Source organism: Streptomyces sp. Q2 (assembly GCF_056820935.1).
The window spans coordinates 1-24557 of the sequence record NZ_JBXEJE010000026.1 but is presented as its reverse complement, the minus strand read 5'-3'; the positions used below and the strand labels follow the sequence as shown (position 1 = coordinate 24557).

Here is a 24557-nt window from a genome sequence, read left to right as displayed (position 1 = left end):
GGAGAAGCATGGACGAGCCGGTCTTCGTCATCCACGGGGTCGGCAACCGCGACCGCGACGGCTTCACACACACAGTGGCCGCGCTGGAGGCCGCCGTGGAACTCACCCTGCGCCCCGTCTACTGGGGCGACCTCGGCGCCGACGACACCTTCGTCGACCTGGCCCTGCCCCCACGCCGCACGGCAGGACTACGCGACGACGTCCCCGACGACACGGCCGGAAGCCCCAGGGACGCCGATACGGCCGGCGTACTGGCAGCCCTGCTCCACCACCACGCCACCTCCTCCGGCCCGGACATGGACCTGCCGCAGGCGGTGCGCCAGGGCGTCCGGGACGCCCTGGCCACCGAGGCCGACGACGGGCTGCGCACCGGCCCCGGGGACGCGGACACCGAGCGGTTCGTCCTGGACACACTGGCCGAGCAGTGGCCCGCCACCCGGTGGCTTTCGAGCACCGACGATGAGGCCCTGCTCCGCGAGACCGGCCGCGCGATCGCCGACGCCGTGAAGGCAGAGACGGACGACTCCTGGCCAGGACTGCGCGGGCCGGGAACGGACCGCGAACAGCAGCACAGCCTGATCCGGCGCCGACTGGCAGACCTCGACCGCATCGCCGGAGCCGCGATGCGGGCGGTAGCCGGACGCGCCAACCACGCCCTGCGCACCCGCTACGGACCCGCCACGACACGCTTCCTGGGCGATGTACTGGTCTACCAGCGCCACCGCGAAACCATCCAGGCACGCGTCCGCGACCAGATCGCCGCCGTCGACTCCCGCCTGGGCACGGGCCCCGACCACCGGGTGCGCGTGGCCGCACACAGCCTCGGCGGCGTGATCGCCGTCGACATGGCCACGGCCCAGGACCCGCTATGGATCTCCTCGCTGGTCACCTTCGGCTCTCAGCCCGCCTACTTCCACCTGTGCGACCCGCGCGGCGGCCAACTCACCCCCTACAGCCTGGATGCACCGGTCACCCTTCCCCCATCGCTGGCCCGCTGGACGAACCTGTGGCAGCCGCTCGACGTGCTGGCGTTCGCCGCCTCAGGCATCTTCCGCCTCGACGACGGAACATCCCCCGTCGACATGCCCCTGCCGCACACCGCCAGCGCCGGCTTGTGGACCCACTCGGAGTACTGGAACATGCCCCAACTCGCGAGTGCCGTCGCCGACGCCCTGCGCCCGCCAGGCTGAGGCGCCCACGGGGTTCAGAACCCTGACGCCGACGCTCCCTTCGCCCACGCCCAGCCCCGGCCTCTGCCTGCAGCATCCCTGCGGTCCGAGACCCATAGCAACCCATGGCCAACGCTGCCGCTTACAGCAGGTTCAAAGACGGATTCTCAGAGGCCGTTTTCGCCCGTGAAGTGAAAATTCCCCCGCATTCCGCAGCGCGTGGGTGTCGTCGCGGTGGGGGTGACGAGTCGGATGCAGGGGATGGGGCGTGAGGGGTGACCGGAGAGGCGGAACGCGCCTTACACCTGTCTCATCCCAGGACGTCCGCCGCATGGTCCGGTTCAGTGACGAGGGGTCACCACCGCCACCAGCACCGGCGGACCGGAGCCGATGCATGTCCACTGCCTTCACGCTGGGACTCGTGCCAGCGACGACGTTCTCGGCGAAGTCGGCGCCGTAATCGGTATCGGCTGATCCGCTTGCCGCATTCGGTTCCTGCACCCAGGAGCAGCAGCAACGTGAGAAGTGCAGCCAAGACCGCCTGAGACGCACAGGTCACCGGCAGATCAGCCCGAGAGAAGCCGTAGCTCATCGGCGCCGAGGAAGTCGACCCCACGCTCAGTACCAGGAAGAACCGACTCGTCTCACCGGGAACCGGCCCTCCCTTGGCAGCCCACTTCTTCATGCCTTCGACGAACCAGAAGGCAACCAGCGCTGCCACTTCGAGCCCTGACAACAGGATCGCCAGGCCAAGGTCCAGGACCCACTTCAACATGTTCACCATGCTGAAGCGGGCGGACAGCCACACGCCTGAGTACGGCTACTCAAATTGCGTGGCCATCAAGCCGGACTTCACAATGCGGCCGTCACAAAAGTTGCGGCAGGAGCAGTGTCTGACGAAAACACCTGGCCCGTGCTTCCAACGCCGGGACACACGCCTGGGCGCACGCCCCCTGTCCGGCGGTATCACCTGGTCATGGCCGAACGTCGTGCGTATCCGAGTGATCTGTCCGATGCCCGCTGGGAGTTGATTGAGCCAGTGCTGTCGGCGTGGCGGGCCGAGCGGCGCCGGTATGCGCTGAACATCGGCCGCCCGCCCGAGCGCGACCTTCGCGAGATCATGAACGCGATTTTGTACGTGGACCGCACCGGGGTGCAGTGGCGCTACCTGCCGCACGACTTTCCACCCTGGCAGACCTGCTACGGCTGCTTCGCCAAATGGCAGAACGATGGTGTGTTCATCCAGCTCACCGGCGTACTGCGCAGGCTGTTACGCCGGCAGGAGGGCAAGGATGCGGAGCCGTCCGCGTGCGTGATCGACGCGCAGAGCATCAAAACTTCCACCAGCGTACTGGCCTGCGGGCAGGGCACGGATGCGGCGAAGAAGATCGTGGGCCGCAAGCGGAGCATCGTCACCGACACCCTCGGACTGCTGCTGGCGGTGCTGGTCACCGCGGCGAGCGTGCAGGACTCCGACGCCGGCCAGACGCTCATCGAACAAGTCGCCGCGGAGCATCCCAGCGTCCGCAAGACCTGGGTCGACGGCGGATACCGCCAACACCTCGTCGAGCACGCCGCGACCCTCGGCATCGACATGGAAATCGTCCGGCGCACACCCGGCACCAGAGGATTCAGCCCGCTGCCGAAACGCTGGACCGTGGAACGGACCTACGGGTGGCTGATGTTCCACCGCCGCCTGGCCCGCGACTACGAAACCCTGCCCACCCGCTCCGAAGCCATGATCCACCTAGCCATGGCCGATCTGATGGCCCGCCGCCTCACCGGCGAAGCCACCATCTCCTGGCGCGACCCGAGCCCGCAGGATCAAACACCTATTCCGGGATGAAACATCGGGAGAAAACGACCTCTCAGAGGGCGTTTGAAGTGGGCAGATTGCCGTTTACGTCCTAGTACGTTCCTCGCCAGGTGGGTGTCGTCTCGTCCGTTATGCGCCTGGCGAGGTTGTCGATCGAGGCGATGTGGATCATGGCCTCGGAGCTGGCGGTGAGGGTCTCGTAGTCGCGGGCGAGACGGCGGTGCATCATGATCCACCCGATACTCCGCTCCACCACCCAGCGCCTTTTCACGACCTGAAAGCCGCGGCTCTCCGGATTCCGGTTGACGACTTCGACGTCGATTCCGAGGGTGGCGCCGTGCTCGACCACGGCATTCTTGAAGCCGGTGTCGACCCAGCTCTTCGAGATGGTCGGGTACCTCTCCTTCGCCTGGTCGAGGAGGCGGATTCCGAGGGCGTTCTCCGAGAGGCCGGCGGCGGTGACGGTCACGGCGAGGATGAGTCCGATCGTGTCGGTGAGGATGCCCCGCTTCCGGCCCACGATCTTCTTCGCGGCGTCCGTTCCCTGGCTGGTCACGGGCACATTGGTGGAAGTCTTCACGCTCTGCGTGTCGATCACGGATGCGGTCGGCTCGGGCTTGCGCCCCTCTTTCACTCGCGCCAGTCCGGTCAGGTCGTAGTTGAGCTGGGCAAAGATTCCTTCGTCGCGCCAGGCGGCGTAGTAGGCGTAAACGGTGCCGTGGTTCGGGAAGTCGTGCGGGAGGTATTTCCAGGGGATTCCGGTGCGGTTCACGTAGCGTTGAAGACGTCCCGTAAATCGACCTTGGCTGGCTGTCCGGTTGGTCTGCGGGCGAGGCGGGCCTTTCTCCAGGCCGTCAACGTCGGCTCGATCAGTGCCCATCGGGCTTCGGACAGGTCGCTGGGGTACGGCTTGCGCTCGCTCACGGCGTAGCGTGATCACATGCGAGACGGAGGGCTCGGTTCCGTCGTTCGTTGGGCGATTCCACAGCAACTTCAAACCAGACGGACTTCCAGGCATGGAAGCGGACGAGACGGATGACTGAGTATCCGCCCTGGAGGCCGTCATTCGCCGCCTATGGTACGAAGGCTCCCAAAGCAGGGCAGGGGCGAGAGCCGCATTTAGGGCTTGACCTGCATAAACGCCCTCTCAGACAGGAGCGCTGCGCGACTACGGCATCCACAGCATCGGACTGCTCGCCGCCATCCCCGCCGCCACGCTGCAGCGCCTGCTGGGCGGCCGCGCCGGCCGCACCGCCGCCGACCATGCCCGCGGCATCGACCCGCGCCCCGTCATCCCCCGCACGCTGCCCGCTGCCGCGACCGTCCGCTGTGCCTTCGACCGGCATATCCTGGACGGCGCCGAAGCCCGCGCCGCCCTGCTCGACCTTGTGGTCCGCCTCGGGCTCCTGCTGCGCCGCCGCGACCAGGTGTCCCGTGCGCTGACGCTGACACTGAAGTTCGCCGGCAATGGCAGCTGGGAGAAGACCCGCCGCCTGCCCGAGCCGTCTGCGCACGACGATGATCTGCGCATCCTCGCCTACCAGTTGATGGACGCCGCCGGTCTGCAACGCGGCCGCCTGACCGCGATGGCGTTGAAGGGGGAGGACCTGGTCGGCGCCGATCAGGTCGCTCAGCAGGTCAGCCTCGACGGCGCCCGTGAGGTCCGGCGCTCGCACCCCTCACCCAGCCCTCTAAGTTCCAGCACGCCTGAACCCTCTCGTGACAGCCTCCCCCAGATGGGCCGACGCCCCCGAGACCCCGGCCGCCGGGACACGGCGGCGAGGGGCGGGGGCGTCGTAGGTGAGTGGTGGAGAGTGGCCGGTGGGTGCCGGTGGGCGGGCGTGCTACTCGGTCTGCGCGGCGGCGGTCGTCACGTCCGTCACCTTCCAGCGCTGGTTGGTGCCGGAGTTCGCCAGCCATACGCCCACGCCGGCTCCCTCGTTCGTGGACTGGCCGTTGACGTCCGCGAGTCGGCCGGTGGCGGCGTTGACGAGGGTCCAGGTGCCGTCGCCGGTGGTGGACATGATCCACTGGGCGGCGCGGTCAGGGCGGCCTTCGGCGGGCTCTGCCACCAGGGTGCCGTCCCGGACGGCGAGCCGCTTGTCCTCGGCGGCCTCGCTGAAGGTGTACCGCTTGCGGTTGTCGGTGCCGGTGATCCGCTCCAGGCGCCACTGCTGACCGCTGGGGTCGGTGGAGTCGGCGCTCTTGATGACGAGGCCGGTGCCGTTGTCGGCGATGGTGAGGTCCTTGCCGCTCTGGACGCCGGTCAGCCGGTAGGTGTGGCCCTTGCGCAGCTCGGCCGCGTCCTTGGCGACGCCGGAGACTCCCTTGACGAGGAAGGACGTCACCGACTGGGCGGGCACGGTGAGGGTCGCCTGCTTGCCGGTGACCCGGACGGGCCTCTGCTTCTCCAGCTTGCCGTCGGCGCTGGTCACCACCGGGGTGACGGTGGCGTGGGAGGAGATCCGGCCGAACTTCGACAGGTCGAGCGTGACGTCGCGCGCCTCGGTGGTGCTGTTGACGTGGACGACCGTCGCCGCGTTGCCCTTCTTGGAGATGGCCGCGGTGCTGGAGGTGTCGTCCGTCTTGATCAGCCGGTCGCCGGGCTTGATGTAGTGGGTGAAGTTGCGGGCCGTGTCGAACTTCGTGTTCGTGTAGATCGGGCAGGTCTTGAGGGTGTCCGCGGACGTGCAGCTGAACGGGAGCTGGATCTCACCCCAGTTGCCGCCCTTCGCAGACTCACCGCCGGGCTTCATGTTGTCGTAGTCCTCGACCGGCTGCCAGAACACCCAGGCCCTGGGCTCCAGTTCACGCAGGTCGTCGACCATGCGCTGGGCCAGGCCCAGGCCGGGCCGCATGTCCGTGAAGCTCTGGCCGTCGCCCCAGTCGCCCTCGACCTCGCTCATCCACAGCGGCTTGTCCGCGGCCTTGGCCAGGTCGCGCACGGTGGTGCGCTGGCCGGTGCCATAGGTGTGGACGTTCATCTGGCCGACGAGGTCGCGGACCTCCTGGGGGTAGGAGTTCCAGTTGGTGGCGAACAGGCCCGGGTTGGTCTCGTCCATCGCGGAGATCTCCGCGTTCGTCCTGGACACCTCCAGGGTCGGGGCCAGCGCGCGGATCACCTTCTGCTGGAGCTCGGGGCCGATGTGGGCGCCCTCCTGCCGGCCGCCGACGGGCTCGCCGTCCGTACCGAGCTTGGTGCCCCAGTAGCTGGTGTTCGGCTCGTTGAACGGGTCGAGCGTGTCGACCTTGATGCCGTGCGCCTTCTCCAGGCGCTCGGTAGCCCCCACCAGGTACTTGGCGAAGTCCTCCACGGACTCGGTCTTCAGCTGGTCCTTGCCCGCGTCGAAGTTGCCGGAGACGTACCCGCTCTCGGTCATGAACCACGGCGGCGAGTTGCTGAACGTCTCCCAGTGGGTGATGTCCTTCTTGATGCGGTCGATCCACCACCGCTGCGTCTTGTCGGCCTTGTTGTTCCAGTCGGCGGGGTCGTCGGCGTCCCACCAGTCGACGTCCTCGCGGGTGGTGCCGGCCGGGGCCTTCCACCAGCCCTCGACCGCGCCGCCGGCGCGCAGGTAGTCCTTGACGTCCGGGGCGTTGCCGCCGCCGATGTTGTAGCGGGCGATGTTGAGGGCGAGGCCGTCGTCCCCGAAGAGGAGCTGGGCCAGCTTCTCACGTACCGCGGGCGGGTAGTCGCCGGTGGCGTTGGCGAACCAGACCAGGCTCGTGCCCCAGCCCTCGAACCTCTCCTGCTGGTAGGAGGGGTCGGGCCGGACGGTGACCGAGGCGGTGGCCGTCGGCTCCGCGGGCGCGGCCGGCACCGAGGTGGCGGCCAGGACGGTCCCGGTGGCGAGGGCCGTGATGCCGATGCCCAGGAGCCTTCTCCTACGGGTGGGGTGTGCCATCTCGAGTACTCCAGCTCTTCTGTGCGCCGCGCGTCCCGGCGGGACACAGAGATCGGGGCCTGCGTGGTGGGGGTCGAGGCGATATGTTTACGTAAACATCCAGTAGGCGTGATGTCTACACGGTGCGGATCTCGGCGGTCAAGGAGTCTGCCGGGACCGAAAGTTGCGTAGTCGAGCCACCGCGCGCGGTCACGCGACGCTCCGGCGTCGGACGCGGGCGAGCCCGACACGCGTTTACGCGCCCATCGCGGACCGGACCGTCGCCGACGAATACTTCGCCGTCTCCGAGAAGGTCGAGGCGCTCTATGACGCCCCGCGCCAGCTGCCAGCCGATGTCGAGGGCTCGGAGATGGCCAAGCTCCGCCGTGAAGTGCACCGCCGGATGCTCGGCAACGGCAACGGCAACGGCAACGGCAACGGCAACGGCTACTGCGCCCGGCCCGTCGAGGTGGACTGCCACTTCGAGTCGATCTGCGAGTCGTGCACGTTCTTCGTCACCACGATCGAGTTTCGTCCTACCCTCGAACGCCAACGGGACGATGCGGCGAGCTGCGACAGGTGGCGGATGTTCACGCTGGCTGGCGAAGGCCCTGAGTCGACCACCGGAGCTGCCGCGACTTGTCGAGATAGGTGACACCTGATCTCGATGGTTGACAGCCAGGGGACTTCGACAAGATCAAGACCGTTCACGCAACCGCCACACCATGAGAGACGGCGGCGTCCCGCCACCGTGCGAGCCTGCCACCACGCTCCGTCCCAGCCCTTGCTTCTCCTATCGAATTTCGATAGATTCCCATCGTCATTCGATGGAAGGATGGGTCGTGGGAAAGCTGACAGTGCGTGCGCTGCGCGCCGTGCTCGTGGTAGTGCTCGCCGGCACCGTGTTCGTACAAGCAGGGATGGTGCGGGCGTTGGTCAGCGGGAGCGATCCGGAGGACGGGTCGCTCCCGCTGACCGCGCTGCGCGTGATCACGATCCTGGGCATGGTGTCGGTCCAGGTCGCGCTGGTCTGTGTATGGCGGCTGGTGGCGATGGTGCGACGCGGAACCGTGTTCTCCCACGNGGCGGGGCCCCCCCCCCTGACCGCGCTGCGCGTGATCACGATCCTGGGCATGGTGTCGGTCCAGGTCGCGCTGGTCTGTGTATGGCGGCTGGTGGCGATGGTGCGACGCGGAACCGTGTTCTCCCACGCCGCCTTCCGGTGCGTAGACGGCGTGATCGGCGCGATCGTGGCGGCTGCCCTTGTGTGGTTCGCGGTCACGGCCGTCAATGCGCCGGGCCAGCGGGACGACCCGGGTGTCACCGTCATCATGGGCGGGATCGGCCTGGCCATCCTGGGGGTCGCGCTCATCGTGCTCGTGCTGCGGATGTTGCTCGCCCAGGCCGTCGCGCGCGACGTCGAAGCGGCACAGATGCAGGCCGAGCTGGACGAGGTGATCTGATGCCGATCACCGTCGACATCGACGTGATGCTGGCCAGGCGCAAGATGTCCGTGGGCGAACTCGCGGACCGCGTGGGGATCACGCCTGCCAACCTGGCGGTACTCAAGAACGGCCGCGCCAAGGCGGTGCGCTTCGCGACGCTCGCCGCGCTTTGCGAGGTGCTCCAGTGCCAGCCGGGCGACCTGCTGCGCTGGGAGACCGAGGACGCCGTCGGGAGAGCGCCGGACGGGAAGTGATCGCCGTGGACCCCCGCAACACCTCCCGGACCTGCCCCGAATGAGGGCACGTCGCAGCGGAGAACCGGCCCACCCAGGAGAAGATCCACTGCATCGCGTGCGGCCACCAGGCGCACGCCGACACGGTGGGCGCCCTGAACGTTCTACGGGCCGGGTTCGTCCGTCGCGAAGCCCAACCGGCATAGCGAGAAGCCCTCTCATTTATGAGGGGGAGGAGTCGCGTCCCCACGGGCTTGTGGGGACTGGCCCAGTAGGTGAGGGTGGAGCCTGAGCAGGTGAGTTGATCCGTCCGCGAGTCCTTGATCACTGCCGAGCCTGCTGATGAGTTGGTGCTCCGTGAGTCCGAGACCCGGGACCGTGCGGCGTTCATCGAGCTGCTCGCCTCGCCGGAGGTGCACACCAATCTCGGTGGTCCCCGGCCGCGTGACGAGCTTGAGCGCGAGACGCCCAGGGTGCCCGAGCGGTGGTCCGGGAGTTTCGTCGTTGATCTCGACGGGTCGAAGATCGGCCAGATTCTGCTCAGGAGAGCAACGGGGCACCGTCGCCCGGCTGCCGCGGGGAAGGCCGATCTCGGCTACGTGTTCCTGCCGCGGGCGTGGGGATTCGGGTACGCCGCCGAGGCGTGCGCGGCGGCACTCGACTGGTTCGACGGCGTCCTTCCCGGCGAGCCGGTGGTGCTCAGCACCCAAACCGCCAACGTCGGCTCGATGCGCCGCGCGGCAAAGTTGGGTTCACCGAGGTAGAGCGGTTCCATGCCTGGGACGCCGGGCAGTGGCTCGGCCTGCGGCCCCCGGTCACGCCGTCTGCTTGAGCTCGTGCTCGACAGCACGACTAGGGAGTGTTTTAGAAGTTGGCGGTGTGCTCCGGGGGGCAAGCTGTCTAGGGTAGACGCTCTGCAGAAACGCGCTCCGCGTCCGTCACTGTCAGTGGGCCCGCATACGGTTCTCCAATGGATCACCAGCTGTCGTCGCCTCGCCAAGAGGAGAACTTCACAGTCCGGGAGACCCGGCAACGCTCCCTGCGAGCCAGCGGGATGGGCGGGCCTGCTCCAGGTATGTGCGCATCCTGCCGGGGCGGAGACCACACATGAGCGGTACCTCGATGCACGAGACAGGAGGCGTGAGAGAGGCGTGGGGCCGGATAACCGCGTGGCCCTCGCCCCCAGCCCCAGCCCAGGACCGAGCCGGTAGCGTGGCTGCCGTCCCGCCGCAGGCCGCCGCACACCTCCTGCCCCGTCCAGGAAGAAGGCCCACCCACCATGGTCCAGGAAGCCTCGCCGCTCACCGGCCTCGGCCGACGCCGCCCGTCACAACCGCCATCGCCGTGTCACCTATGAGGGACTGCCGCATCCGGCGCACGCTCGTGTCGGGGAGGGTGTGAGGTGCGCAGGCCCGTCGATGGTGAGGTACATGTCCACTACGGCCAGATCTATGTCGAGAGTGACCCGGACGGTTTCGGCCCCGGTCTCGCGGAGGCGTTCGCCGGGCAGAGCAGCGGACTGTGCGGGGCGGCGATTCCCGGCGCGCTGTGGCTGACGACCGGGCTGCACACCGGCAGCGTCGGCTTCACCGTCGAAGTCCACGGCCAGGTCCCGCCGTTGGACCCGTCATGGGAGGAGGTCGTGGAGGTGTCCTTCCGCCCGCTGTCCGCCAACAGCGTGCTCATGGAATGGGCAGGCGAGGACGCCTGGGCGCTGGACCTGGACAGGGCCGACTACCGGGTGCGCTACTGCGCCACAGGCATGGACGCGGCACGCGAGCGGGACACCCGACTGGACGGCGACCCCCAACTCGACAGATACCTGCTGCAGTTCTGGCCTGCGTCGCCTCGGCCCGACCAGGTACTCAAGCAGACCTCGCAGAACGCCGCCTACTGGCATGACTACGCCCGACAGCAGCCGCCCCCCTCCCACACCCGCCGAACGCGCCGCAGCCGAGCACCAAGCCCGCCTCACCCAGCAACAAGCAGAACGAGAAAGCCTGCTCGCCCACGAACGAGGGCAATGGGGCGGACAACTGCCCAGCCAGGCCCTGCGCACCGTCGGCGGCAACGTCCGAGGCCTGCTCGCTTTCGACCCCGCACTCCTGCACGCCATCGACGCCGCCGGCCCCACCACCCAGCGCTCGGTGGCCTTGCTCGCGGCCCGCCGGGCCTGCGAGGGAGCCGGTCTGACCGGCCTGGACTGGATCGCCGACGCACTCACGGCCCTGGCCGCCGGCCGTCCGCTGCCGCCGCCCTTCGATGACCCGGACCGCCTGTGGCGGGTACTGGATTCGGACCCGCGTGTCCCGAACAGGACCGTCGGCCGGGCCATCCCGCCTGCACGGCCGCCCTACCACCCGCCCGTCCCCCAAGAGGCCAGGAGCCTCTGCCAAATCCCCCACAGGCGTCACCACCAGTCGTGGGCCCCGCGGCTGCCGCGGCGAAACCGCCGAGCCCGCCCACACCGCAGCCCGACGACAGCCCGGCCTCGTACACCATGGCCGTCGTCATCGGGGCCCCCGACCCGTCCCTGCGGATGTCGCAGCCGCACATGGCCCTGCCCGCACTCGTCGATCCCGCTTGGCTTCGATGACCTTGGCTGCACGGCGCTGACGAGTCGGCGAAGATATGGCATGTCCGGTTCAAAAACAGGTGCTCGGCTTGTTTTTTTATGGTTGGGACGGCTGACTGTCCGTGACGACTGTTACGGTCACGGCTGTGACTGAGCGGCTTCCTGAGTTCCCGTACCACCCCGACCCTGTCGCCACAGGGGTGGTTGTTCCTTCGGATATGACCTGCATCTGTTGTGGGCGGGGACGCGGGTACATCTACATGGGCCCGGTCTATGCCGTCGAAGACCTCAAGGACCGACTGTGCCCGTGGTGCATCGCAAGCGGCAGCGTGGCCGAGCGGTTTGACGCGCACTTCACGGTCGGAACCTGCCTGGGCGACGACGTACCCATTGAGGTCTTCTCAGCAGTCGACAGGCGCACCGGGCTTCTCGGCATCGCAGGAGCCACAGTGGTTCTTCCACTGCGGCGACGGCGCCGCCTTTCTGGGACGTGTCGGGTTTGCCGAACTCGCCGCTCACGCTGACGCGCTGGAGACAGTGCGACAGGAGACGAGCGGTTGGGGCTGGCCGTCGGATCAGGTTGAGCACTACCTCGGCTCGCTGGACAAGGACGACCGGCCGGCGTATCTGTTCCGATGTCGTGGCTGCGCAATCCACCTCGCATACTCCGACCTGTACTGGTCCGGCGACAGCCCCTGACCGATGCTCGCCAGCTGCTGCGGCCCGACCGGCCTGACCACGGCCTGAGTACTCCGAGTCTGGCTTGATCTCAGGTCAGCGGGGTGTTGGCCAGGACACGGCGGAGGATGCTCCACGAGAGGTCGGATTCGGTAGCGAAGGCGCGGCGCTTTTTTGACTTCTCGTCGGTGTAGTCGAAGGAGTCGCGGTTGTAGCTGTCGTCGTGGACGGCGGTCTGCTCGGGGTGCAGGCCGAGCTTGCAGGCGTCCCACTTGAGGTGTTCGTAGACCATGACGTCGAGCTGGCCGGCGAGGCAGAAGACGATGTCGGTTGTGTGGCCGTGGGAGTGGATGGGCGAGTAGTGCTGCGATCTCCAGGACGACGGGCGAGCCGATATCGCCCTTCGGATGGTCGTCGGGGTGGAGGTGGCCGTGTTCGGTGGCCAGGTCGCCGTAGTCGCCCCGGCCGGTGCACGCGACGCGAATGTACGGCGGATGAGTCTGGTCGTGCTTGTACTTCTCCAGCAGGATCTGGCGCAGCAGCCCCACCTTGTCGCCGGGTTCGGCGGCGGGGGCCAGATGCTTGCGCATCGCTTCAACCTCTCACGCGGACAGGCGCAGGTCCTCGGCCTTGCGTGCAAGGTCCGTGACGGCTGGCGGGACCATCAGCTGGCGGGCGTACTCGTCGAACGAGGTGGCCTGCCCGATCACCAGCGACGGGAGGGCCTCGGCGCCCTTGAGGCGCAATCGACGTTCCTTTCCCTTGGCGATGTGGAAGGGATACTTCGGCCCGCGGGGCTCCGGGGGACCGGGGGACCGGGGGACCGGCTGGGGTATGGGAGGCGGTCAGGCTCATGGGAAGACTCCCTGTTTTCCGGTGAACGCAGCTGATGCGGGCCCTGAAAGAACTGCGGAACGCCGTCTGCGGGTGGCCGCCGTTGCATCGCCGTCCCGGCCGACGCTTGGCGGCCACCCGCTGATGAACCGGCAGGCGTCAGGTAGAACTCCCGTGACAGCGGCGTTCGTGCTGGTCCGGAGTCAGCCCTGGTCCTCGGATGAGGGATAGATCCGCCACAGCTGGGAGAGGTTGGGTCCGCCCCACATGCGGGTCAGGCCCACCAGCCGGTCGTTGCCCTGGAGGTGGTCGGCGATGGCCAGGGCGTAGCGCGGGTGCACGACCGAGACCAGGTAGAAGTCATTGCCTCGCTCTGCGTGGGAAACCAACCGCCAGTGCTGGTTGAGGCTGTCCGTGCGTTCTCGAAGGGTCACAGTGTCGGGCGGGTTGGCCCCTGCGGTGAGGCAGCGGTGGTTGGCGTACGACTCGATGCGCACGGTGCCGTCGGCGTCCTGCCGCAGGAACCACCGGTGCGAGTTGTTGTCCTTGGCGAAGGGGTCCTGTGCCCAGGTCTGGGTGTGGTTGCCGACACCGTCGTGCCAGTCGTTGCACATGAAGTAGGTTCCGGTGACGTGGTGGGTCATCGTCACCGATCCGCCCGCGAGCAGTACGAGGTCGCTCAAGTCATGCTCCTCAGCTTCGAGAGTTCTTCGCAGGAGCGGGTCGCGCCCCTACAACTCAGCGTAGAGAACCGGCGGCTGCTCCACCGCGTGGCTAACCGGCCGTTTATTGAGGTCAGAGCCTGTCTGGGAGATCTCGAACAGGGGGACGGCGCTACTCGAACTACCTAACTGAGCGTCACCCACATGTCCCGCACGCGGCGCGACGGTATGGCAGCGCACCGCCGGATTCGAACGGGCAGGGCGAACGCCACGCGGCAGGCGAGAGCGGCAAGAACGAGAAACTGACAACTGTCCCAACGAGCCACCTGTCTCATACTGCGAGCTCACACCGAGGGCCGGCCGGACCACCGGGAAGCGCGTCGCTGCCAGCAAGACGGGCCCGCGGGAGCACGGCCTCGCCCTGGTCGACACCGTCATCGCCTTCCACCAGGCGGAGGGTATCGGCACATCACTCTGGCCATGCTCGCGCACGCCTTCCTGGCTGCCACGGCACGCCGGCCTTGGGAAAAAGGGGCGGAACAGGTGGGACAGCCAGGGCCATCGAAGTCACAGTGGCGGAGGTTCGGCGGCTCCTGGCAGCTTGTCGTGCCCGGCCCCCGCACCTGAGCGGACACCGAGGACTACACCACGCGCTTAGCTGGTCGAACTGGCGCCGCCGACGTCAAGCAGTTGCCCGCCGCTGTCACTACCTGCGGCGTTGTCGCACGATCGAGGGGCGGTCCCCCGTGAGACCGCCCCCGCACGATCGAAGTCCCGCTACACTCCAGCCGCCCAGCGAAACCCGCAGGTCAGACAGCAAAGTCCTACTGGAGTATTAATACTCCAGCCGTAGATCGTGATCTCGATGGTGAGGGGCGCCGAGGCCAGCGTGGATCATCTCGCCCGAGATCGCCCACGCCGTCACGGGCGTCGGCTCCTTCATCGTCTACCCGAGTTCACCGAGACGGAGGGCGTCCCGTATCTCGCTGAGTTTCGCGGTCGTTGCCGGGGTACGCTCGTGCGCTTGTTCAGCGAGTCGGAGGGCGTCGTCGATCTCGCTGAGTTTCGTCGAGGACAGGACGGCCGCCCGCTCTATCAGGTCGTCCCGTGACACAGTGGTCAGCCACGTGCAAGGGGTGAAGCCTGGACGCGGGAACGCGAGCCGCAGCACGCCTTCGAACGGAAGTCCTTCACCGGCGCCCACCATCACTTCGATGCCCAGACCGCTGATGTCGACGCCCGCCGGAGCGACGACCTGCATCACCCGGATCCCGGACGTGTCCTCTCCCGACAGCAGTACGACCAACCTCCGCTCGTCGAACTGAACCCACCAGACTTCGCCACGTTGCACAAGTCCTCCAAATGCAGGATGGCAGGCAGACGCTGCGCGACCCTGACGCGCTGTGGAGACGGGCGCGGCCACCGTCGATCATCGGTGTGTGAAGACAAACGATCATGCGGTGGCCGCAGGTCACAGCGTAGACCCTGCCCGCTGGCAGTAAGCGTTCGAGGGCCTGATGAGCCGGATAGCGGGGCGGTTCCCGCGGGTGGAATCCCGGCGCCGGGCCCGGAAGTTGGTACTCGGCCTGCTGTCCGACCTGCCGCGCAAGAACTGCTGGACCATCGCCGAGTGGGCCGGGGACAAAACCCCGGACGGCATGCAGCACCTGCTCGGGCGGGTCAAGTGGGACGCCGACCAGGTCCGCCACGACGTGCGCGCCTACGTGGTCGAGCATTTGCACGACGACGAGGCAGTCCTGGTTGTCGACGAGACCGGCGACGTGAAGAAGGGCACCGACACCGTCGGTGCTCAGCGGCAGTACACCGGCACCGCGGGCAGGATTGAGAACGCCCAGGTCGCCGTCTATCTGGTCTACGCCGGCCACCGCGGGCACGCCGCGGCGGACCGGGAACTGTACGTTCCGCGTTCCTGGACCTCCGACCCCGACTGCTGCTGGGCAGCCGGCCTTGGCGACAAGACGGAGTTCGCGACCAAGCCGGAGCTGGCCGCTCGCATGGTCACCCGATTCCTGGACGCCGGCCACCGGGTCGCCTGGTCGCGGGCGGCAACCCGAGGCTGCGCGCCGCGCTGGAGGAACGTGGCACCGGCTACGTCATCGCGGTGGCCTGCTCGCACGAAGTCACCACAGGCGCCGGGAAGTTCCGCGCCGACATGCTGGCCAGGAAGGTGCCCAAGAGAGCCTGGCAGAAGCTATCCGCAGGGGCCGGAGCCAAGGGCCACCGCTTCTACGACTGGGCCGTCATCGACCTCACCGCCCCCCAGCCCGGGAGCCGGCAGTTGCTAATCCGCCGCAACCGAAGCACCGGCGAACTCGCATATTACCGCTGCTACTCGCCGGCCGCAGTGCCGCTGACCACCCTGGTGCGCGTCGCTGGATCAAGGTGGCGGGTCGAGGAGTTTTTCCAGTCCGGCAAAGGCTTGGCGGCCTTGGACGAGCACCAGGTCCGCCGCTACCCGTCTTGGTCCCGCTGGGTCACCCTGGCCATGCTGGGGCACGCCTTCCTCGCAGTCGTCCGCGCGAACGAACACGACCGTCATCCCTCACCCGACGAGCTGATACCGCTCACCTGTAACGAGATCCAACGACTGTTCATCACGCTTGTCATCCAACGCGCCTTTGACCCTGTCCACCGGCTTCGCTGGTCCGTCTGGCGACGCCGCCACCAGGCTCGATCCCAGACCAGCCACTACAGGCGACAAGCCGCTCAAGCATGAAGATCACGATCTACGGCTGGAGTACTACGCCGCCCGAGAAGCCGGCGTGTATATCCGATTCGTTCGGGCAAGCCCTGCGGATGTTAAGAGGGAGCTTCCCAGAAAGTTCACGACGGAGAATGACGGTACATCTATTGTGGTCAGGGGGAAGTGAATGAGTTTGGATGAACAGGCAGATGCCGTGAGCACGCGGGAGGAATTTGCCCAATTCCTCGCCGATGCTCTGACCGATCTCCGCAACCGGCCTCAGGACTGGGAGAACGGCACGCTCGAGCGATTCCTCGAAGCGTGGTCCGCCTGGGTGATGGCCATGCCCAACTTGTACAGGAACCTCGGTGAGCGGCTTCCGGACCAGCCGGACTGGAACCTCCTGGCGAACATGGTCATGGCGGCTCGCGTATACGAATGAGCTGAGACAACGCTCACTTTCCGGCTCCGTTCAAAATATGGCCGGAGCCGGAAAGCAGTCCAGGAAATGGCCCCTCACGTGTCCGTGCTGAAGCGGCTCTCATCTTTTGAGTACGAGGCCGGTCCGGCGGGCGGGCGCGAGCCGATGGCCTTCGGAGCGGCGATCGGCGCGCTGGTAACTAGCGGCCGGGAGCCCCCAGCCGCCGGTGCTTCCTGCGCCAGCGGTGGCCGGCCATCACCGCAGAACTCCCCGGGCACGTAGCCGCCGCTGGCCACGACGCCGGCACCGGCTGGCTCACCGTATGCCCGGGAGCCCAACGGCCTCGGTCGTACGCCCCTGCGTTCCTTGCGTCCGGACCCGCGCTCCGTCTCGGAGCTGGCCGGAGGTTGCCCCGGCGGGCCTTGATGGTTCGGGTGCTTCAAATTCACCAACTACGTGGCTGATTACGGTAGTTGAACATGGCCGGAATCACCGACCCTAGCTGTGACTTGCATCACCCATTCAGGCTAGAGTGACCGTGCCGTGCCGCAGAGTGACGGCCATCGCGGCAGGTCAGGCACGCATGCGCAGATTTCACTTGCGACACCCAGACCGTGACATTGGTCGGCGCTTGCATGCGTGTTCGAAGATTTCGGCCGGTTGAGTGAATGCTCCCGGCGCCCGCCGGGATCCCATCTCCTCAACGAAGAGAATTCATGTACGAAGACGTCCGCGCAGACGACGGCCGTGGTCCCGTTACCCAGGCCCCGCTCCCGCTGGACTTTGAGGCCCACTACGTCATGAACCAGGAGGCATGGCACGGGTACGCGCTGCACTTCCTCCGCACCAACGACGCTGCGGAGCGTGCGGTTCACCGGGCGTTCCTGGAAACCCTGCGGCTCTGGGACGCCCTGCTCGGGGAACCGAATCTGCAACAGCTGACGTGGGCCATCGTGCGCCGCGTCGTCATCGAAGAGCGACTCGGGAGCAATAGTCAATAGTCGTGGATCAGGTAATGCGGCTATTCGCAGTTGGCCGTGGTGGCCTGCTGATTCAAGCGTGTGCGCCGTGGGTGATTGGGTCGCAAGGGTTGGAGTGGTGGGGTGGCTACCGTGGGTGCACGGCGTAGGTCAGGTGCGTCACCCGCGACGACGGCTCCGAACGGACCGGCTTCAGCGCGACTCTGGACGCGTCTACGCCGTCGAACAGGCGGATCCCGGAGCCGAACAGCACGGGTGACAGCGCGATCGAGAACTCGTCGATCAGACCCGCGTTCACGTACTCCAGGATCGTCGCGCCGCCGCCCGCGATGCGGACGTCGCGGGCGTCGGCGGCCTCGCGGGCCAGGTCGAGCGCGGTCTCGATGCCGTCGTTGACGAAGTGGAAGGTGGTCCCGCCCGGCCGCTCCCAGGGGTCACGCTTGGTGTGCGTCACGACGAAGACCGGGGTGTGGAACGGCGCCTCCTCCGGCCACATCTGCTCTCCGGCGTCGAACATGCGCTTGCCCATCACGCTCGCGCCGGTGCGCTCGAACGTCTCCCGCGCGATGTCGTTGTCGCGCCCTTCCTCGCCGCCCTCGCCGAGCTTCAGGTTCTCCCGGAAGAACCGCTGCGGGAAGGCCCACTGCTGGAGCTCCATCCATAGCTGCCCCATCAATTCCTCGGGGGACTCGGGCGCGATGAAGCCGTCCAGCGACATCGACACGCTGAAGAACACCTTCCCGGCCATCAGCCCTCCGCTCCGTTCTGAACGATCTCGGTGACGTACGCAGCCAGGTTGCTCAGGGTCTGCTGGCCGCCCTCGATCGCGTGGTACTTCTCGGCCGCATCGTCGCGCAGCTCCTTGGTGGGGAACGTCGTGCGCATCTCGATCCGGGTCGCCGCGCCGTCAGGCGCGAATGTCAGGACCGACTCGAAGGCGTTCGGGTCGTCGCGGGACTCACCATGGTGAAATTTGATCCGCTCCGGCGGGGCGAGCTCGGTCCAGGAGATCCACTCCTGGTAGTCCGTCCCGTCCGGTCCGTGCATCACGAAGTCCCATTCCCCGCCGACGCGGAACTCGAACGTCCGCGTGGTGGTGGTGAACCCCTCCGGTCCCCACCACCGCGATAGGTGCCGCACCTCGGTGAACGCCTCGAACACCAGCTCCCGTGGGGCGTCGATGACCCGCGAGATGACGATCTCTCGGTCGGCCGTCGCGGACTGCGCCGGCGTGTCCCGTTCTGTCGCTGCCATCGGTCACTCCTCCTGCCTTGCCTGCTTGAGGTCCTGCACGTATGCGTCCAGCCGGTCGAAGCTCTCGTTCCAGAACCGCTCGAACCCGCCGGTCCACTCGTGGACCGGTCGCAGCCCGCGGGCGTCAAGGCCGTACAGGCGCTGCTTGCCTGCCTTGCGGTCCCGCACCAGCCCGACCTCCCGGAGCACCCGCAGGTGTTTGGACGCGCGCGGCTGGGTCATCCCCAGCTCCTGGGCCAACTCGGTCACCGGCCGCTCACCCGCCCGCAGCAGCACCAGGATCTCCCGGCGCTGCGGCTCGGCGATCGCGTTGAAGACGTCCGACGTCGTCGCTGCTCGTGCCATGGCCGCCATCATATGCCTATATCGGCATGCGTCTAGCGGTTGGGAATCGGGCGAGTCTTGTCGGATGGCGATAGCATGCTTGATCAGGCTGCAGTGACCTCCTTCCGCTCGATCAGGACGTCGTTTTCGAACCGGGCGCCGGAGTGGACCAGGGCCACGAGGTGCGCCCCGGTGATGGCCCGCCAGCGTTCCTGGGCGGACTCGATGAGCTTGAACACCAGTGCGAGGGCGGCGGCTGGGCTGCCGGCGCCGCGGGTGACCTTGGTCCGGAGCTTGACCGTTGAGAAGGTTGATTCGATGGGGTTTGTCGTTCGCAGATGGATCCAGTGTTCGGCGGGGAAGTCGTAGAAGGCCCGCAGTTCCTCGCGGTCGTCGGTGATCTTCGCGACGGCCTTGGGGAACTTTGTGCCGTAGGTCTTGGCGAACGCCTCGATCGCCTGCTTGGCGTGTCGGCGGTCCTCGGCGTTGTGGATCTCCTGCATCGCCTTCGTCGCGCCTGGCTGTGCGGACTTCGGCAGGGCGTTCGTGACATTCCGGACCTTATGAACCCAGCACCCTTGATGGCGGGCGGCGGGGAAAAACTCGGCCAGGGCTCTCCATAGGCCCATCGCGCCGTCGCCAACGACCAGTTCGGGGTCGCGCATGCCGCGGCGGCGGCAGTCGTGCAGCAGATCGGCCCAGGACTCGGCCGGCTCGCGCAGCCTCTCGGCCAGGGTGATCAGCTCCTTGGTGCCATCCAGCCGCACTCCCATCAGCACCAGCACCAGCACGCAGCTGTGGGCCTGGCCGAGACGGACCTTGGGGTGCACGCCGTCGGCTCACACGTACACGTAGTCGGCCTGCGACAGGTCGCGGGCCTGAAACGCGGCGTGATCGTCGCTCCACTGCTTGGTCAGCCGGGTGACGGTGGCCGGAGACAGCCCGGCCGAGCCGCCGAGGAACTGCTCCAGCGCGGGCACGAAGTCCCCCGACGACAGGCCGTGCAGATACAAAAGAGGCAGCACCTCGGAGATCTTCGGCGACTTGCGGCACCACGGCGGCAGGATCTTCGACGAGAACCGCTTGCGCTCGCCCGAGGCCGGATCGACCCGCTTGTCGTTCACCCGCGGCGCAGTCACCTTCACCCGCCCGGCGGCCGTGACCACCGTCCGCGGCCGGTGACGACCGTTGCGCATCACCAGCCGGCGTCCGGTCTCGTCCCGCTGGCCGGCCAGCTCGGCTATGTACTGGTCGACCTCCGCTTCCAGGGCGGCGGCCAACATCCGGCGGGCGCCCTGGCGGACGATCTCGTCGATCAGGGAGCCGGAGGCGGTGCCATCGGGTCCCTCGGACACGGACGTCCAGGAGGCGTTTGAACCGAGAGCGAGGACGCGGAAGCGTCCGTAGCCGTGGCGGCCATGCAACTGCCGGCCGCTCTCGGTGCCCGGTGCGGTCCGCTTCCAGGATCCGCCCATGCCCTTGAAGGCGGATTCCACGGCTGCATGCCATGGGTCTGCTGTGGGTGGACGACGAAGGCTCGGTGTGGAGATCCATCCCTCCGGGCTTCCCGGATTCAGAGAACACTGAGTGGCGCTCTGAAGGGCAGGAATGGGCGGCGCGGCCGCTGCCGGGGATCGGGGCGCGCTTCCTCCGAAAACACTTCGGAGACCGGGCTCGGCGGGGCTTATGACGTGCCGTCGTACGAGTTCGCCGCCCGGTTCGGCCTGCGCCAACTGCCTGGCACCGTGGGCCTCGTGGGCCTAGACGGCCAGCGCGCCTCTGCGGCTTTCCGCGCGGATGAGCCCTGGCGCGGCCACCTGCTCTTCCTGCGTCGCGATCTCGTCGAGGACTTCGCCGGCGATCAACGGATCATGCAGGCGGCCTGGGGCGAACGCGAAGTGACCGTCGACTGGCGCTCTGTTCCTTCCTGGGTACGCGAGGCTCAGCGCAGTCACGGGAACGTGTGGCGCCACATCCGAATGCTTGAGAGCGGCTCAACGCGGCCTAAAATCTGACGAGCCGTACGCTGCTCCGACCTGACCCAGAGTTCCGGTGAAAACAACTCCGCAAGTTTGTGGGGTCAGCACGCGTAGTCCTGCACACTGTTGTCGTACCGCCGTCATCAACGCGCTGTGGTGCTACCTGTTCCGACGGCCTCGCCCCAGTGGAGCGGGCCGCGCACGCACGCGGAGAATGCGTCGTTGTTGGTGCCAGGTGTGATGACCCGCAGCGACAGGGTGGGCGACGCCTTCGTCCCCAGATCCCACTGCCGCAGGTCGGCTCCTCGGGTGTGAACACATCAAGGATTCGTACCGCCGTGACACAGCTGACCGCGGATTCCACGTACCCGAGGAAGCCAGCAAGCCCGACCACGCATAACCGATACCGTCCGGGTACCGCTGTGATGCCGAGACCGTCATTGTTCTGGCAGGTCAGCGGTGTTGGACTCAAGGCATGAAATAGGCTCAGCAACAAGGTCGCGGTCATCACCGGCGGCGTTCAGGTATCGGACTCGCCACGGCGCAGCGGTTCGTCGAAGAGGGCTCGGTGGTCTATGTGACCGGCCGCAAGCAGCAGGAGCGGGAAGCCGCCGCGGCGAAGGTGGGCGCGATCGCCGTCCAAGGCGACGCGTCGAACCCCGCAGATCTGGAGCGGCTGTACGAAACCGTGCGGGGCGACGGCCGCCAGATCGACATGCTGGTCGCGAACGTCGGGACCGCCGAAGTCGCCAGGCTCGAAGACGTCACCGACCACGCTTCGACAAGACCTTCACCATCAACGCCAAAGGCACGCTCAAGACTGTTCAGAAGGCCCTTCCACTGCTCAACGACGGCGCGTCGATCGTGCTGGTGGGCTCGGGTTGCCTTCTCTAGGGGGCGGAGAGTGGTGCGACGGGCTGAGGACACGAACGTGCAGCTCAACAGCTCTAGCGGAGAGTAGTTGGTGCCACAGGTGTTGCACCATCACCTGTGTGGGTGACAGGCGTGCCCGGGTGTGCGTCAGTTGCCGTCAGTGAGGATCGTGAAGACCCTGGCGGTTCACCTGTCGCCCAGCGGACCATCATGGAGATCCTCCAGGCAGAACGCGGTGTACCCACCAGTGTCGTCCTGGCAGAACGTGCGGAAGCCATCTCCGTTCAGGTTGCGTCGAGGAATGGGCTGCGTGGTGGTGGTCATGACCGGGCCGGCTTCGTGAGGCGCGGGTCGAGGCCGTACTGCTCGTGGGCGCCGAGGTTCTCGCGCAGGGTGGGGCCTTCGTAGTCGTCGTGGAACAGGCCGCGTTCCTGCAGGATTGAGACGACCTGGTCGACGAAGGCGTCGAAGCCGTCGTGGTAGCTGTCGATGGTGATCGAGAAGCCGTCGCAGGCCCCTGCCTCGAACCACTGCTGCATGTGGTCGGCCACGTCGGCGGCGGTGCCGGCCACGACCGGGTGGTAGTCGATGACGCCGTGGGCGAGCACGTCGCGCAGCGTCCAGCCTTCGCGGGCCACTTCGAGGGCGCGGGCGGAGCGCGGGTCGTGCGGGCTGGGCATGGCGTCGGCGAGCTGGTCCGCGGTCAGCGGCTCGTCGAGCCGGGCAGGGCCGAGCGGGAGGCCGAGCATTGCGCCGAGGTAGTGGACGCGTTGGTTCAGGTCGACGACCTCGTCCAGGAAGCGGCGCCGTTCCAGGGCGGCCTGGCGGGAGGGGGCGATGGTCGGCATGAAGCCGGCGAGCATCTTCACCTCGTCCGGGTCGCGTCCGGCGCGCTTGGCGGCGTCCCGCAGGGCCTGGCGCTGGGCCTGGGCGTCCTGGATGGTGTACGGGTTGGCGTAGACGCCGCTGGCGTAACGTCCCGCGAGTTCCAGGCCGTAACTGCCGCCGCCCGCCTGGAAGATGACCGGCTGGCCCTGCTCGGACGGAGGGATGGGCAGCGGGCCGCGGGAGGCGGCGTGCTTGCCTTGCAGGTTGACCGGCTGGATCTTGTCCATGTCGGCGAACCGCTTGCCCTCGACGTCGAGGAGCAAGGCGTCCTTCTCCCAGCTGCCCCACAGCCCCTGCACGATCTGGATGACCTCGTGGGCACGCTCGTACTTCTCCGCGCGCGGCGGGATCGTCGCGCCGAAGTTCGCCGCGGCGGCGGGGTCGGAGGTGGCCACCGCGTTCCAGCCGGCCCGGCCGTGGCTGATCACGTCCAGGGCCTTGAACTGGCGGGCGAGGTTGTAGGGCTCGGTGAACGTGGTGGAGGCGGTGGTGACCAGGCCGATCCGCCCGGTCTCGCGCGCGAGGACGGTCAGAATCAGCAGCGGGTCGATCATGTGGTGCGGGGCATGGTTGTCGAGGTCGACGTCCAGAACCGGGGTGTCCGCGATGAACAGCAGCTGGATCTTTCCGCGCTCGGCCGCCTGCGCGTACCGCACGAACTGATCCATGTCCGTGTAGCTGTTGAGGTTCGCACCCGGCGGCCGCCAGGCCCCGGGTGCGGCCCCGTATCCGCCGCTGAACTGCATGCCCAGGATCATCTGTCGGTTTGTCATGGTTACTCCTCAGACGAGGCGATGAGAAACGGAGAATGTCTCCGATGCGGGCCCGGCGCCGGATGGCTCCGGCGGCGGAGGAGCTACGGCCTGTCGAGGACTCCCGGGGTGTCATGCAGGACCACGCTCCGCTGCAGCGAAACCCGCTCTGTGCGGAGCGTGTTCACCGGTGCCGTCGGGTCGGCCATGCCGAAGGAGATGCCGAACAGCAGCTTGAGCTCCGCGGGGACACTCAGGAACTCGCGGACGGTGTCGGCGTAGACGCCGAGTACGGTCTGCGGGATGCCGGCCAGCCCTCGGGCCGCCAGCGAGAGCAGGAAGTTCTGCGCGTACATGCCGATGTCGCCGGCCGTCCGTACCCCGTCTCCGAGCGTCGGCATGAACAGGAAGGCGGCATGGGGAGCGTCGTAGAACTCCAGGTTCTCGCGGACCGCCGCACTCCTGCCGTCCCGGTCCGAGCGCTCGACGCCCCGGGCCCGGTAGACACTCGCGCCCAGGGCCTGCGAGCGTTCGAGGTAGAGGCCGTCGCCGTAGCCATCGGTGAAATCCGGCGAGGTCCGTCCCTCCTCCTCGGCCCGGAGCAGTTCTTTGGCCAGGGCGTCCCGTGCCGCACCCGAGGCGACGTGCACTGAATGGGCTGTTCAGCATCTACGGGCAGGTGTTGAACGCTCGCGAGAAGTTCGGCGCGATGATGTGGACCCCGGTACTGAACAACGTGGTGCTCGTCGGCATGTTCGCCGCCTATCTGGGGCTGATGGCGGTGCCCGACCGGGTTGAGGACATCACCGCCGGCCAGGTGCGGCTGCTGGGGATCGGGACGACAGCTGGCATCGCCGTACAGGCCCTGGCGCTGATCCCGTTCGCGCGGGCGGCGGGTTTCCGGTTCCGGCCGCGGTTCGACTGGCGGGGCACCGGCCTTGGCAAGAGCGTCCACGCGGCGAAGTGGACGCTGCTGTTCGTCCTGGCCAACCAAGTTGCCCTGACGGTGGTGTCGGCGTACAAGCGAACGTGCACCACCTCGTACGGATGAAAGTGCACCATTTCTGATGCGGTGACGGGGTGTCG

At 67.5% G+C, this 24557-nt stretch carries 21 protein-coding genes and 9 pseudogenes; 16 read left to right on the top strand and 14 right to left on the bottom strand.

Annotation, left to right across the window (positions count from 1 at the left end; all coding sequences use genetic code 11):
* The first annotated feature begins 8 nt into the window (after positions 1-8).
* A complete protein-coding gene (locus tag ACWBNA_RS27810; RefSeq protein ID WP_482707255.1) occupies positions 9-1190 on the top strand; it encodes a hypothetical protein in 1182 nt (393 codons plus the stop codon).
* A gap of 334 nt (positions 1191-1524) precedes the next feature.
* Here the strand turns inward: ACWBNA_RS27810 and ACWBNA_RS27805 are convergent, their stop codons facing one another.
* Positions 1525-1944: a hypothetical protein gene (locus ACWBNA_RS27805; RefSeq protein WP_482707254.1), complete on the bottom strand. Its 420-nt coding sequence runs from the start codon at positions 1942-1944 to the stop codon at positions 1525-1527.
* Positions 1945-2145: 201 nt separating this feature from the next.
* Between ACWBNA_RS27805 and ACWBNA_RS27800 the strand changes: the two genes are divergently transcribed.
* Positions 2146-3015, top strand: a complete 870-nt coding sequence (locus ACWBNA_RS27800) for an IS5 family transposase (protein ID WP_482707253.1) — start codon at positions 2146-2148, stop codon at positions 3013-3015.
* 61 nt (positions 3016-3076) lie between these two features.
* Here the strand turns inward: ACWBNA_RS27800 and ACWBNA_RS27795 are convergent.
* Positions 3077-3909, bottom strand: a pseudogene (locus ACWBNA_RS27795) (IS5 family transposase).
* A gap of 464 nt (positions 3910-4373) precedes the next feature.
* Between ACWBNA_RS27795 and ACWBNA_RS27790 the strand changes: the two are divergent.
* Positions 4374-4550: pseudogene (locus ACWBNA_RS27790) on the top strand (DinB/UmuC family translesion DNA polymerase); the annotation flags it as partial.
* Between the two features lie 279 nt (positions 4551-4829).
* Here the strand turns inward: ACWBNA_RS27790 and ACWBNA_RS27785 are convergent.
* Entirely contained in the window at positions 4830-6890 is a 2061-nt protein-coding gene (locus ACWBNA_RS27785) for an RICIN domain-containing protein (RefSeq protein WP_482707252.1), read from the bottom strand.
* Positions 6891-7053: 163 nt separating this feature from the next.
* On the opposite strand from ACWBNA_RS27785, the gene ACWBNA_RS27780 reads away from it, so the two are divergent.
* The 6 genes and pseudogenes from ACWBNA_RS27780 to ACWBNA_RS27755 all read left to right on the top strand — a co-directional run bounded on the left by ACWBNA_RS27780 (position 7054) and on the right by ACWBNA_RS27755 (position 11821).
* Entirely contained in the window at positions 7054-7524 is a 471-nt protein-coding gene (locus ACWBNA_RS27780; RefSeq protein WP_482707251.1) for a hypothetical protein, read from the top strand.
* A 187-nt stretch (positions 7525-7711) separates the two neighbouring features.
* Positions 7712-8332, top strand: coding sequence for a DUF2975 domain-containing protein (locus ACWBNA_RS27775; RefSeq protein ID WP_482707250.1), 621 nt, complete (start codon positions 7712-7714; stop codon positions 8330-8332).
* A complete protein-coding gene (locus ACWBNA_RS27770) occupies positions 8332-8568 on the top strand; it encodes a helix-turn-helix domain-containing protein (protein WP_482707249.1) in 237 nt (78 codons plus the stop codon). Before ACWBNA_RS27775 ends, ACWBNA_RS27770 begins: the two co-directional genes overlap by 1 nt.
* Positions 8544-8753: pseudogene (locus tag ACWBNA_RS27765) on the top strand (zinc ribbon domain-containing protein); the annotation flags it as partial. The gene ACWBNA_RS27770 and the pseudogene ACWBNA_RS27765, both read left to right, overlap by 25 nt.
* A 114-nt stretch (positions 8754-8867) precedes the next feature.
* A pseudogene (locus ACWBNA_RS27760) lies at positions 8868-9379 on the top strand (GNAT family N-acetyltransferase).
* Positions 9380-11244: 1865 nt separating this feature from the next.
* A pseudogene (locus tag ACWBNA_RS27755) lies at positions 11245-11821 on the top strand (CbrC family protein).
* A 70-nt stretch (positions 11822-11891) separates the two neighbouring features.
* On the opposite strand, the gene ACWBNA_RS27750 reads toward ACWBNA_RS27755, so the two are convergent.
* From ACWBNA_RS27750 to ACWBNA_RS27740, 3 genes are all read right to left on the bottom strand, one after another.
* Positions 11892-12092: a hypothetical protein gene (locus ACWBNA_RS27750; protein WP_482707248.1), complete on the bottom strand. Its 201-nt coding sequence runs from the start codon at positions 12090-12092 to the stop codon at positions 11892-11894.
* A 310-nt stretch (positions 12093-12402) separates the two neighbouring features.
* Positions 12403-12546: a hypothetical protein gene (locus tag ACWBNA_RS27745; protein ID WP_482707247.1), complete on the bottom strand. Its 144-nt coding sequence runs from the start codon at positions 12544-12546 to the stop codon at positions 12403-12405.
* Between the two features lie 291 nt (positions 12547-12837).
* Positions 12838-13317 carry an RICIN domain-containing protein gene (locus ACWBNA_RS27740; RefSeq protein ID WP_482707246.1) on the bottom strand — a complete coding sequence of 160 codons (480 nt, stop codon included), beginning with the start codon at positions 13315-13317 and terminating at the stop codon, positions 12838-12840.
* Between the two features lie 432 nt (positions 13318-13749).
* Between ACWBNA_RS27740 and ACWBNA_RS27735 the strand changes: the two are divergent.
* A pseudogene (locus ACWBNA_RS27735) lies at positions 13750-13923 on the top strand (IS701 family transposase); the annotation flags it as partial.
* Positions 13924-14242: 319 nt separating this feature from the next.
* On the opposite strand, the gene ACWBNA_RS27730 reads toward ACWBNA_RS27735, so the two are convergent.
* Positions 14243-14647 (bottom strand): type II toxin-antitoxin system PemK/MazF family toxin, encoded by a 405-nt coding sequence (locus tag ACWBNA_RS27730; protein WP_482707245.1) that lies wholly within the window; start codon positions 14645-14647, stop codon positions 14243-14245.
* Between the two features lie 166 nt (positions 14648-14813).
* On the opposite strand from ACWBNA_RS27730, the pseudogene ACWBNA_RS27725 reads away from it, so the two are divergent.
* From ACWBNA_RS27725 to ACWBNA_RS27715, 3 genes and pseudogenes are all read left to right on the top strand, one after another.
* Positions 14814-16033, top strand: a pseudogene (locus tag ACWBNA_RS27725) (IS701 family transposase).
* A 154-nt stretch (positions 16034-16187) separates the two neighbouring features.
* Complete coding sequence (locus tag ACWBNA_RS27720; RefSeq protein ID WP_482707244.1) at positions 16188-16442, top strand: DUF7660 family protein; 255 nt, start codon at positions 16188-16190, stop codon at positions 16440-16442.
* Between the two features lie 695 nt (positions 16443-17137).
* On the top strand, positions 17138-17422 hold the full coding sequence (locus tag ACWBNA_RS27715; RefSeq protein ID WP_482707243.1) for a hypothetical protein: 285 nt from the start codon (positions 17138-17140) through the stop codon (positions 17420-17422).
* A 106-nt stretch (positions 17423-17528) separates the two neighbouring features.
* Here the strand turns inward: ACWBNA_RS27715 and ACWBNA_RS27710 are convergent, their stop codons facing one another.
* The 4 genes and pseudogenes from ACWBNA_RS27710 to ACWBNA_RS27695 all read right to left on the bottom strand — a co-directional run bounded on the left by ACWBNA_RS27710 (position 17529) and on the right by ACWBNA_RS27695 (position 20334).
* Complete coding sequence (locus tag ACWBNA_RS27710) at positions 17529-18149, bottom strand: dihydrofolate reductase family protein (RefSeq protein WP_482707242.1); 621 nt, start codon at positions 18147-18149, stop codon at positions 17529-17531.
* The gene (locus ACWBNA_RS27705; protein ID WP_482707241.1) at positions 18149-18655 is read right to left on the bottom strand and encodes an SRPBCC family protein; all 507 of its coding nucleotides are present in this window, start codon (positions 18653-18655) and stop codon (positions 18149-18151) included. The genes ACWBNA_RS27710 and ACWBNA_RS27705 overlap by 1 nt, the downstream gene beginning before the upstream one ends.
* 3 nt (positions 18656-18658) lie before the next feature.
* Positions 18659-19000: an ArsR/SmtB family transcription factor gene (locus ACWBNA_RS27700; RefSeq protein WP_390672878.1), complete on the bottom strand. Its 342-nt coding sequence runs from the start codon at positions 18998-19000 to the stop codon at positions 18659-18661.
* 83 nt (positions 19001-19083) lie between these two features.
* Positions 19084-20334: pseudogene (locus tag ACWBNA_RS27695) on the bottom strand (IS256 family transposase).
* 336 nt (positions 20335-20670) lie between these two features.
* On the opposite strand from ACWBNA_RS27695, the gene ACWBNA_RS27690 reads away from it, so the two are divergent.
* A complete protein-coding gene (locus tag ACWBNA_RS27690; RefSeq protein ID WP_482707240.1) occupies positions 20671-20994 on the top strand; it encodes a hypothetical protein in 324 nt (107 codons plus the stop codon).
* Positions 20995-21526: 532 nt separating this feature from the next.
* Positions 21527-21919, top strand: a complete 393-nt coding sequence (locus tag ACWBNA_RS27685; protein WP_482707239.1) for an SDR family oxidoreductase — start codon at positions 21527-21529, stop codon at positions 21917-21919.
* A gap of 98 nt (positions 21920-22017) precedes the next feature.
* Here ACWBNA_RS27685 and ACWBNA_RS27680 read toward each other — a convergent pair whose 3' ends face one another.
* The 3 genes from ACWBNA_RS27680 to ACWBNA_RS27670 all read right to left on the bottom strand — a co-directional run bounded on the left by ACWBNA_RS27680 (position 22018) and on the right by ACWBNA_RS27670 (position 24121).
* Positions 22018-22155: a hypothetical protein gene (locus ACWBNA_RS27680; RefSeq protein ID WP_482707238.1), complete on the bottom strand. Its 138-nt coding sequence runs from the start codon at positions 22153-22155 to the stop codon at positions 22018-22020.
* Entirely contained in the window at positions 22152-23492 is a 1341-nt protein-coding gene (locus tag ACWBNA_RS27675; protein WP_482707237.1) for an NtaA/DmoA family FMN-dependent monooxygenase, read from the bottom strand. The genes ACWBNA_RS27680 and ACWBNA_RS27675 overlap by 4 nt, the downstream gene beginning before the upstream one ends.
* Positions 23493-23575: 83 nt before the next feature.
* Positions 23576-24121: a nitroreductase family protein gene (locus tag ACWBNA_RS27670; protein ID WP_482707236.1), complete on the bottom strand. Its 546-nt coding sequence runs from the start codon at positions 24119-24121 to the stop codon at positions 23576-23578.
* A 5-nt stretch (positions 24122-24126) separates the two neighbouring features.
* On the opposite strand from ACWBNA_RS27670, the pseudogene ACWBNA_RS27665 reads away from it, so the two are divergent.
* Positions 24127-24492, top strand: a pseudogene (locus ACWBNA_RS27665) (lipid II flippase MurJ); the annotation flags it as partial.
* Between the last annotated feature and the right edge of the window lie 65 nt (positions 24493-24557).